Consider the following 9,821-nt stretch of genomic DNA (forward strand, 5'->3'; position numbering starts at 1 on the left):
AGGCGGCGGCGAGCGCGCCGGCCAGGCTGTAGTCCGCGCCGTCCGCCCGCGCGAACAGCACGACCGCGATCGGCGCGGTGGCGTTGGGCAGCCGGCCCGCCAGCGTGCCGGCGAGCAGCCGCGCCGCGTGCGGCGCCCGCAGCAGTTCCAGGTATCCGGTGGCTCCCACGGCCCCGCCCCTCCCGTGTCCGGTTCCACGTCGACGCGAACGAGTGACGTGTTACGTATAACTTCCTCACCCATACGTACCATGAGCGCGAACGCCGGGTCCACCGGCAGCAGCGAAGAGGGAGGTCCCATGACCCGGCCGGCCACGCGTCCCACCAGCAAGGACGTCGCCCGGGCCGCCGGGGTCTCGCAGGCCACGGTCTCCCTCGTGCTCGGGGACAAATGGCGCGGGCGGGTCTCCGAGCGCACCGCGGCGCAGGTGCGCGACGCGGCCGGCGAGCTCGGCTACCGGCCCAACCTCGCCGCGCGCAACCTGCGCCTGGGCTCGACCCGGACGGCGCTGCTGGTGGTGCCGGCGCTGACCAACGAGTTCTTCGCCCGCGTCCACACGGGCGCCGCCGCCGTCGCGGCGGAACACGGCTTCGGCGTCGTCCTGTACCCCTCCCCCGCCGGCGTGGGACCCGCGGCCAGCCCCTTCGACCCGGCGCGCACGGCCCTTGACGGCGTCATCGCGTCGTCCATGGCCGTCGACGCGCCCGCGGCCATCCACGGCAGCCGGCTGCCGCTGGTGATGCTCGACAGCGACCCGGCGGCCCCCGGCTCCGCCGCACACGTCAACGCGGACGTCGCGGACGGCATGCGCCAGGTCGCGGGCCACGTCCTGGGCCTCGGACACCGCCGGCTGCTGCACCTGGGATCGGCCGTCGCGTCCTGGACCTTCGACGTGCGCGCCGCCGAACTGGCCCGCGCCGTGTCCGGCGCCGCCGGCGCGAGCCTGCGCACGGTGCGCTCCGCGCTCGCGGTGGCGGACGCCCGGGAGGCGGTGGTGACGGCGCTGGAGGGAGCCGCGCCGCGCCCGACCGCGATCGTCTGCGACGACGACGTCCTGGCCGCCGGCGCCTGCAAGGCGCTGCGCAGGCTGGGTCTGCGGGTGCCGGAGGACGTGTCCGTGACGGGCTTCGACGACCTGGCCCTCGCGACGGCGCTCGAACCCGAACTGACGACCGTGCGACTGCCCGCGGAGCAGGTCGGCCAGCGGGGCATGGCCGCCCTGCTGGCCGTGCTGGAGGGACGCGAGCCCGAGTCCGGCGACCTGCCGGTGCGGCTCGTGGTGCGCGGTTCCACGGCTCCCCCGCCGCACTGACCGGGCGCCGCCCCGCCGCGGGCGGAGCGGGTCCGCGCGCCCCGGAACGCGCACGAGGGCACGCACGGGACGGGGAGAGCCCGGCCCGGACGCGGCTGTGCCCCGGCGGCGAGCGCGGCCGGGGCACAGCGGAGAACGATCAGGGGCGAGGGGCGATCAGGCGTCGCCCTCGGAGCCGTCACCGCCGGCGTCCTTCTTGCCGGAGTCACCGGAGTCGCCGGAATCCCCGGATTCCTCCGGGCCCCCGGAGCCCGATGCCGGGCCGGAGCCGCCGGCCTCCGCGTCCAGCAGGCGGGAGAGCTGCCCGCCCACGATCCGCTTGAACTTGCGCTGCTGGGGACGCGTGCGGTCCAGGACCGCCACCTCCAGGCGCTCGGCGGGGATCTCCCGCTCCCCGCCGTTGGTGTCGCGCGAGAGCGCCTGCACCGCCAGCTTGAGCGCCTCGGCGAGGGTCATGCCCTCGCGGTGCCGCTGGTCCAGATAGCTGCTGATCTGCTCGGAGCTGCCGCCCACCGCGACGGAGCCGTGCTCGTCGACGATCGAGCCGTCGTGCGGCAGCCGGTAGATCTGGTCGCCGTCGGGCGACTCACCGACCTCGGCGACCACCAGCTCGACCTCGTAGGGCTTCTCGCCCGCGCTGGAGAAGATCGTGCCGAGGGTCTGCGCGTAGACGTTGGCGAGCCCACGGGCCGTCACGTCGTCGCGGTCGTAGGTGTAGCCGCGCAGATCCGCGTAGCGCACACCGCCGATCCTCAGGTTCTCGTACTCGTTGTACTTGCCGGCGGCGGCGAAACCGATCCGGTCGTAGATCTCGCTGAACTTGTGCAGGGCGCGGGACGGGTTCTCGCCGACGAAGACGATGCCGTCGGCGTACTGGAGCACGACAAGGCTGCGGCCGCGGGCGATGCCCTTGCGGGCGTACTCCGCCCGGTCGGCCATGGCCTGCTGGGGTGAGACATAGAACGGCGTCGACACCGGCTATCCGTCCCTTTCTGTCAGTGGCTGATTCACTCTCACAGCGGGTGCCGTCACAAAAGCGCGGCGCGCGGGCCGTCGGGCCGCTCGAGCCGGTGCTCGATGATGGACCGGGCGATCCCGGACGACTCGTCGTCGGTCAGCCGGCGGAAGCCGTCCTCCGTGATCACCGTGACGATCGGGTAGATCTTGCGGGCCACGTCGGGGCCGCCCGTCGCCGAGTCGTCGTCGGCGGCGTCGTACAGCGCCTGGACGACCAGCGTGGTCGCCTGCTCCTCCGTCAGGTCGTCGCGGTAGAGCTTCTTCATGGCGCTGCGCGCGAACACGGAGCCGGAGCCCGTCGAGGAGAACCCGGTCTCCTCCGAGCGGCCGCCCGTGACGTCGTAGGAGAAGATCCGGCCCTTGCCGCGGTCCACGTCGTACCCGGCGAAGAGCGGTACGACGGCGAGGCCCTGCATCGCCATCGCGAGGTTGGACCTGATCATCGTCGACAGGCGGTTGGCCTTGCCCTCCAGGGACAGCTGGGCGCCCTCGACCTTCTCGAAGTGCTCCAGCTCCAGCTGGAAGAGCTTCACCATCTCGACGGCGAGGCCCGCGGTGCCGGCGATGCCGACGGCCGAGTACTCGTCCGCGGGGAAGACCTTCTCGATGTCCCGCTGGGCGATCATGTTGCCCATCGTGGCCCGGCGGTCGCCGGCCAGCACCACGCCGCCCGGGAACGTGACGCCCACGATCGTCGTGCCGTGGGGCGCCTCGACGGCGCCCTGCAGCGGCGGCACCGAGCGCTTGCCCGGCAGCATGTCGGGCGCGTGGCCGGACAGGAAGTCCATGAAGGAAGAGGACCCCGGCGTCAGGAAGGCAGCTGGTAGACGCCCGGTGTCACGAGTATTGGCTTCCACGCGTTTCCCTCCAGTTATGCGGCGGCACGACGCGGTGCGTCGGGATCGCCTCCCAACTCGCCGATGGCCGAATTGCAGTTGAAGCACACTACGCCAGGACCCTACCCGTACACCCGGGGTGATCCACATGCACTTCCGGGAAGCAAGGGGTGCTCCCGCGCGCGGAAGCACCCCTTCTCCACCCCGTTCACATGGGGGACTACTGTCCGCCCTTTTGCACGAAGCTCCGCACGAAGTCCTCGGCGTTCTCCTCGAGAACGTCGTCGATCTCGTCCAGGACGGAGTCCACGTCGTCCGAGAGCTTCTCCTGACGCTCCTTGAGGTCCTCGGAGCCCTGCGCGTCCTGCGCCTGCTCCTCGGCCTCCTCCGTGGACCGTGCCGCCTTCTGCTGGCCTCCGCCGCTGTCCTTGGTCGCCATATCCCTCACCCCGCTCGGTTCGCCCCGCTCGATGTGACTTTCGATGCCCTCAAGATCAGACCCTAACCGCAGGATCCGGCAAAGGCCCCGTTCTCGTACAGCATCCAGTGAACGTCCGGGGCCCCCCTCCATGATTCCCTGCGGCGGGCCCTTTCAGCCTTTTCAGTGGCCGGACAGCACCCGGACCAGGTCCTCCGCCGTGCGGCAGCGGTCCAGGAGCTCCTTCACGTGTTCGCGTGTACCACGCAACGGTTCCAGTGTGGGAACCCGCTGGAGCGAGTCGCGCCCCGGCAGGTCGAAGATGACCGAGTCCCACGAGGCCGCGGCCACGTCGTCGGCGTACTGGTCGAGGCAGCGGCCCCGGAAGTACGCCCGGGTGTCCTCGGGCGGGTTCGTACGGGCCGTGTCGACGTCGCCCTCGTCCAGCAGGCGCTTCATCTTCCCGCGGGCCACCAGGCGGTTGTAGAGGCCCTTGTCGGGCCGCACGTCCGCGTACTGGAGATCCACGAGATGCAGCCGCGCCGCGTCCCAGTCGAGGCCGTCCCGGCGCCGGTAGCCCTCCAGCAGCTCCCGCTTCGCCACCCAGTCCAGCTCCCCGGACAGGCTCATCGGGTCGCGCTCCAGGCGGTTGAGCGTGTCCTCCCAGCGGCCGAGCACGTCCCTGGTCTGCTCGTCGGCGTCCGCGCCGTGCTTCTCCTCGACGTACTTCCTGGCGAGCTCGAAGTACTCCATCTGGAGCTGCACCGCGGTGAGCTTGCGGCCGCTGCGGAGCGTGACCAGGTGCTTCAGGGACGGGTCGTGCGACACCTCGTGCAGGGTCCGCACGGGCTGGTCCACGGCGAGGTCGACGTTGATGAAGCCGTCCTCGATCATGGCGAGGACCAGCGACGTCGTGCCGAGCTTGAGGTACGTCGAGATCTCGGAGAGGTTCGCGTCCCCGATGATCACGTGCAGCCGGCGGTACTTCTCCGCGTCGGAGTGCGGCTCGTCGCGGGTGTTGATGATCGGCCGCTTGAGCGTCGTCTCCAGGCCGACCTCGACCTCGAAGTAGTCGGCGCGCTGGCTCAGCTGGAAGCCGTGGTCGCGGCCGTCCTGGCCGATGCCGACCCGGCCCGCGCCGGTCACGACCTGGCGGGAGACGAAGAACGGCGTCAGGTGGCGCACGATGTCCGAGAACGCCGTCGAGCGCTTCATCAGGTAGTTCTCGTGGGTGCCGTAGGAGGCGCCCTTGTTGTCGGTGTTGTTCTTGTACAGATGGATCGTCTGCGCGCCCGGCAGCTGCGCCGCGCGCTCCGCGGCCTCCGCCATGATGCGCTCGCCGGCCTTGTCCCACAGCACCGCGTCGCGCGGATTGGTGATCTCCGGCGAGCTGTACTCGGGGTGCGCGTGGTCGACGTAGAGCCGTGCGCCGTTGGTGAGGATGACGTTGGCCAGGCCGATGTCCTCGTCCGTGAGCTGCGTGGCGTCGGCGGTCTCCCGGGCGAGGTCGAAGCCGCGCGCGTCGCGCAGCGGATTCTCCTCCTCGAAGTCCCACCGCGCCCGCCGCGCCCGGTGCATCGCCGCCGCGTAGGCGTTGACGATCTGGGACGAGGTGAGCATGGCATTGGCGTTCGGGTGACCGGGCACGGAGATCCCGTACTCCGTCTCGATGCCCATTACTCGCCGTACGGTCATGCGGCCCTCCTTGCCCGGCGGCGGCGCCCCCTGGGGACGCGGCGCTCAATTATCGAGCGTAGAACGCCGTGGCGCCCGCGGGGAGATCATTCGACACGTCGGCCTGGTGTGATGGTACGTCCGGGTAAAGCAACCGGCTGCGGACGCCCCCGGTGGGGAGGCATCCGCAGCCGGCCCGCTACTTACAGGTACTGACCGGTGTTCGCCACCGTGTCGATGGAGCGCCCGGTGTCGGCACCCTGCTTCCCGGTGACGAGTGTGCGGATGTAGACGATCCGCTCGCCCTTCTTGCCGGAGATGCGGGCCCAGTCGTCGGGGTTCGTGGTGTTCGGCAGGTCCTCGTTCTCCTTGAACTCGTCCACGCAAGCCTGGAGGAGGTGGGAGACGCGGATGCCCTTCTGATTGTGGTCGAGGAAGTCCTTGATGGCCATCTTCTTGGCCCGGCCCACGATGTTCTCGATCATCGCGCCCGAGTTGAAGTCCTTGAAGTACAGGACTTCCTTGTCGCCGTTGGCGTACGTCACCTCGAGGAAGCGGTTCTCCTCGGATTCGGCGTACATCTGCTCGACGACGGTCTGGATCATGGCGTGAACCGCCTGGTCGGGCGACTCGCGGTGCTCCGAGAGGTCGTCCGCGTGCAGCGGCAGGGAGGCGGTGAGGTACTTGGCGAAGATGTCCTTGGCGGAGTCCGCGTCGGGACGCTCGATCTTGATCTTCACGTCGAGCCGGCCCGGGCGCAGGATGGCCGGGTCGATCATGTCCTCGCGGTTGGAGGCGCCGATGACGATGACGTTCTCCAGGCCCTCCACACCGTCGATCTCGGCGAGCAGCTGGGGGACGATGGTGTTCTCCACGTCCGAGCTGACACCGGAGCCGCGGGTGCGGAAGAGGGATTCCATCTCGTCGAAGAAGACGATGACGGGGGTGCCCTCGCTCGCCTTCTCCCGGGCGCGCTGGAAGACCAGGCGGATGTGCCGCTCGGTCTCGCCCACGTACTTGTTCAGCAGCTCCGGACCCTTGATGTTCAGGAAGTAGCTCTTGCCCGCGGGCCGCCCCGTCACCTCGCCGACCTTCTTGGCGAGCGAATTGGCGACCGCCTTGGCGATGAGCGTCTTGCCGCATCCGGGCGGGCCGTACAGCAGGATGCCCTTCGGCGGCCGGAGCTCGTGCTCCTTGAACAGGTCCGGGTAGAGGTAGGGAAGCTCGACGGCGTCGCGGATCAGCTCGATCTGCCCGCCCAGCCCGCCGATCTTCGTGTAGTCGACGTCGGGGACCTCTTCGAGGACGAGCTCCTCGACCTCGCTCTTGGGCACGACCTCGTAGACGTACCCCGAGCGGGGTTCGAGCAGGAGGGCGTCGCCGGGCCGGATGGTGAGGTCCATCAGCGGCTCGGCGAGGCGCACCACGCGCTCCTCGTCGGTGTGGCCGATGACCAGCGCGCGCTCGCCGTCCTCCAGGATCTCCTTGAGGGTGACGATGTCGCCGGCGCGCTCGAACTCCATGGCCTCGACCACGTTGAGCGCCTCGTTGAGCATGACTTCCTGGCCGCGCCTGAGCTCGTCGAGCTCGACGCTGGGGCTGACGTTCACACGGAGCTTGCGGCCGCCGGTGAAGATGTCCGCCGTCTCGTCCTCGTTCGCCTGCAGGAAGACGCCGAAACCGGCCGGCGGCTGGGCCAGCCGGTCGACCTCTTCCTTGAGGGCCACGATCTGGTCGCGGGCCTCACGCAGCGTATTGGCGAGCCGCTCGTTCTGAGCGGACACACCCGCCAGGTTCGTCTGGAGCTCGACGATCCGCTCTTCGAGAATTCTCGTGTGCCGCGGAGAATCGGCGAGCTTGCGGCGCAGGACGGCGATTTCCTGCTCAAGATAGGCAACCTGGCCTGCGGGGTCCTCGGACCCCCGCCCGGGCCGGATGCCGCGGTTGATGTCGTCGTCGTGGGCTGCCACGGTCCTCACCTCCTCCAAGGGGAGCTGGACGCTTCCTGACCCTACCTGGGTGGGTGATGATTGAAACCCCTAGATCACAAACACGTAAGGGGTCCGTCCGATCTTCACCCTTGCGCTCTCCCTCACGCCAGGCAAATACCCACCCAGCAACATCGGAAAGCCGCCGGTTGTATCGTCGGGTTGTTCAACACCCGTCACGGCTGGCGCGACTTGTTCCCCAGGGTTGCACGACGGCCCGGCCCGACGCAGAAACGGCAGGAGATACGACCGTGCAGCAGGAAGCCCCGACCGACGACCTCGCGGCCCACGGCCCGCTGGAGGTCTGGATCGATCAGGATCTGTGCACGGGTGACGGCATCTGCGCCCAGTACGCGCGCGATGTCTTCGAGCTGGACATCGACGGTCTCGCTTATGTCAAGAGCGAGGACGACGAGCTGTTGCAGGACCCCGGCGCGACCACCCGTGTACCCCTCCCGCTGCTGCGGGAGGTGGTGGATTCCGCGAAGGAGTGCCCGGGCGAGTGCATCCACGTGCGGCGCGTCTCGGACGGCAAGGAGGTCGTGGGCCCGGACGCTCAGTGAGCGGGCGCGTCCGCCGGGTGGCGCACGGGTGACACCGGGCGGGGCGCCGCCGGGCGCCGTGCGCGCGCCCGCCCGCGCACGCCCCCGGGCAGCCGGGGCGCACTCGGCGGCCGTGCGCGGTTTTCAGACACTTTTGCTGTCGCCTTGTTCGCTGCGGACGAACACGCCGCCCCGCCACGACCACGAGACGTGCTGCTGGACGTCCGGGCAGCACGACGGGACGTTCTCGCTGGAGTAGCCGAGGAGCGTCGCGTAGACGGCCCGGTCGCGGACCGTGAACCCCTTGCCGACCGTCTCGCGCGAGGCGACGCCGAGCAGGGTGGCCACCACCCGCGGCGCACCCGCGCGGTCCCTGTTCAGGACGTAGACGGCGTCGGGCGGCGCGCCGGTGCCCGAGTCGCACCGCACGGCCGCGACGGTCTCCGGGTTCCCGTCCCCGTCGAGGTCCCCGCTGGCCTTCGCGGTCACCACGGTGCCCACCGTGCCGCACTCAAGAGGGAAGCGGAACGTGCCGGCGTCGGGAGCCGCCAGGTGCGGAGCCTTCGACGGCGGCGCCGAGCTGCCGGCCGGGGAGCCCGCCCGGGAGGCCGACGCCGAGGCGGTGGCGCCGCCCTGCGGCTGGAGGAGTCCCGCCAGCGCGAGGGCGCCGGCCATCACGGTCGCCGTGGCGAGCCAGTGCATCGGGGTGGGCCTGGTGTGCGCGAGGTCCGGGGGCTCGGAGAGCTGCACGCCGCGTGTCTCCTGTTGCGATGGTGCTGGAGAAACCAACTGTGGGCGGGAGACAGCATCGTGCCACACGTCACACCTGTGGGGAACGGTGGGGTGCGGGCCGGACTCCGGTGGGCGGCACCGGCTGCGCCGGCGGCGCCCCGGGGCAACGTGACGGCGCCGCCGCACCGTTGCCCGCACGAGGCGGGAACGGGTCGGCGGCGCCGTGGAGTTGGCCGGATCCGGTCGGGATCCGGGACGCTCAGGGCCGGAGGGGCACCGGGATCCGGGTCAGCGGGAGCCGCTGCCGGGGCCGTCGTAGTCCTCGCCGTACGCGCCCTTGGCGGGGCGGCGGCGGCGCAGCGGGGGCTCGACACCGTCGGCGAGGCGCCGCGCGGTGACCAGGAAGCCGGTGTGGCCGATCATCCGGTGGTCCGGGCGGACCGCCAGGCCCTCCACGTGCCAGTTGCGGATCATGGACTCCCAGGCGGCCGGCTCGTTGAACGTGCCGAACTCCCGGATCGTCTCCACCGTGCGGGCGAGCTGGGTGGTGGTCGCGACGTACGCGATGAGGATGCCGCCGGGCACGAGCGCCTTGGACACCGCCTCCACGCACTCCCAGGGGGCGAGCATGTCCAGGATGACGCGGTCGACGTCGGTGTCGGAGAGGTTGTCCTGGAGGTCGCCGACGGTCAGCTCCCACGCGGGGTGGGGGCCGCCGAAGTAGCGCTCGACGTTGCCGCGCGCGATGTCCGCGAAGTCCTGCCGGCGCTCGTAGGAGTGCAGCATGCCCTCGTCGCCGATGACCCGCAGCAGGAAGCTGCTCAGCGAGCCGGAGCCCACGCCCGCCTCGACGACCCGTGCGCCGGGGAAGATGTCGCCGAAGGCCAGGATCTGGCCGGCGTCCTTCGGGTAGACCACGGCGGCGCCGCGGGGCATGGACAGGACGTAGTCGGGGAGCAGGGGGCGCAGCGCGAGGTAGGCGACGTTTCCCGTGGTTCGGACAACACTGCCCTCGGGAGCACCGATCAGCTCGTCGTGCGGGAAGGAACCCTTGTGGGTGTGGAAGTTCTTCCCGGCTTCGAGCGTGAACGTGTAGTGGCGTCCCTTGGGGTCGGTGAGCTGGACCTGGTCCCCGACCTTGAAGGGCCCGCGACGGCGGGCGGCACCGGTCGGTTCGGACATGTGCCCAGCCTATCCGGTCCCCGCGGTGCCCCGGCCCGCCCAGGGGCGGGGGTGGCGGCGGGCGGCGTCCGCCGCGTCCGCCGCCCGGCGGGGAGGGCACGTGCCCGGGGCGGCGTCCGC

Annotated in this window: 9 protein-coding genes and 1 pseudogene; 2 read left to right on the forward strand and 8 right to left on the reverse strand. The window is 70.8% G+C overall.

The annotated features are described in order from the left end of the window. Positions 1–169, reverse strand: a pseudogene (locus L1885_RS17010) (MFS transporter); the annotation flags it as partial. Between the two features lie 129 nt (positions 170–298). On the opposite strand from L1885_RS17010, the gene L1885_RS17015 reads away from it, so the two are divergent. Next, entirely contained in the window at positions 299–1,312 is a 1,014-nt protein-coding gene (locus L1885_RS17015) for a LacI family DNA-binding transcriptional regulator (RefSeq protein ID WP_235797974.1), read from the forward strand. A gap of 156 nt (positions 1,313–1,468) precedes the next feature. Here the strand turns inward: L1885_RS17015 and prcA are convergent, their stop codons facing one another. From prcA to arc, 5 genes are all read right to left on the reverse strand, one after another. Further along, positions 1,469–2,287 (reverse strand): proteasome subunit alpha, encoded by an 819-nt coding sequence (gene prcA, locus L1885_RS17020; protein ID WP_235797975.1) that lies wholly within the window; start codon positions 2,285–2,287, stop codon positions 1,469–1,471. A 53-nt stretch (positions 2,288–2,340) separates the two neighbouring features. Further along, positions 2,341–3,186: a proteasome subunit beta gene (gene prcB, locus L1885_RS17025; RefSeq protein ID WP_235797976.1), complete on the reverse strand. Its 846-nt coding sequence runs from the start codon at positions 3,184–3,186 to the stop codon at positions 2,341–2,343. 199 nt (positions 3,187–3,385) lie between these two features. Continuing rightward, on the reverse strand, positions 3,386–3,604 hold the full coding sequence (locus tag L1885_RS17035; protein WP_225012143.1) for a ubiquitin-like protein Pup: 219 nt from the start codon (positions 3,602–3,604) through the stop codon (positions 3,386–3,388). A 162-nt stretch (positions 3,605–3,766) separates the two neighbouring features. Beyond that, positions 3,767–5,278: a depupylase/deamidase Dop gene (gene dop, locus L1885_RS17040; RefSeq protein ID WP_235797977.1), complete on the reverse strand. Its 1,512-nt coding sequence runs from the start codon at positions 5,276–5,278 to the stop codon at positions 3,767–3,769. Positions 5,279–5,460: 182 nt separating this feature from the next. Continuing rightward, complete coding sequence (arc, locus tag L1885_RS17045; protein ID WP_235797978.1) at positions 5,461–7,227, reverse strand: proteasome ATPase; 1,767 nt, start codon at positions 7,225–7,227, stop codon at positions 5,461–5,463. A 269-nt stretch (positions 7,228–7,496) separates the two neighbouring features. Between arc and L1885_RS17050 the strand changes: the two genes are divergently transcribed. Further along, positions 7,497–7,808, forward strand: a complete 312-nt coding sequence (locus tag L1885_RS17050; RefSeq protein WP_235797979.1) for a ferredoxin — start codon at positions 7,497–7,499, stop codon at positions 7,806–7,808. A 123-nt stretch (positions 7,809–7,931) separates the two neighbouring features. Here L1885_RS17050 and L1885_RS17055 read toward each other — a convergent pair whose 3' ends face one another. Both L1885_RS17055 and L1885_RS17060 read right to left on the reverse strand, forming a co-directional pair. After that, positions 7,932–8,537 carry a hypothetical protein gene (locus L1885_RS17055; protein ID WP_235797980.1) on the reverse strand — a complete coding sequence of 202 codons (606 nt, stop codon included), beginning with the start codon at positions 8,535–8,537 and terminating at the stop codon, positions 7,932–7,934. 270 nt (positions 8,538–8,807) lie between these two features. Continuing rightward, on the reverse strand, positions 8,808–9,701 hold the full coding sequence (locus tag L1885_RS17060; protein WP_235797981.1) for a tRNA (adenine-N1)-methyltransferase: 894 nt from the start codon (positions 9,699–9,701) through the stop codon (positions 8,808–8,810). Positions 9,702–9,821 lie beyond the last annotated feature (120 nt).

It is taken from the genome of Streptomyces fuscigenes (assembly GCF_021556455.1).
In the GTDB taxonomy this organism is placed as follows: Bacteria; Actinomycetota; Actinomycetes; order Streptomycetales; family Streptomycetaceae; genus Streptomyces; species Streptomyces fuscigenes.

Excerpts from the sequence above, each read along its gene's own strand:
- L1885_RS17015 (WP_235797974.1), top strand. The coding sequence starts at position 299 with ATGACCCGGCCGGCCACGCGTCCCACCAGCAAGGACGTCGCCCGGGCC.
- L1885_RS17035 (WP_225012143.1), bottom strand. The coding sequence starts at position 3,604 with ATGGCGACCAAGGACAGCGGCGGAGGCCAGCAGAAGGCGGCACGGTCC.
- dop (WP_235797977.1), bottom strand. The coding sequence starts at position 5,278 with ATGACCGTACGGCGAGTAATGGGCATCGAGACGGAGTACGGGATCTCC.
- L1885_RS17060 (WP_235797981.1), bottom strand. The coding sequence starts at position 9,701 with ATGTCCGAACCGACCGGTGCCGCCCGCCGTCGCGGGCCCTTCAAGGTC.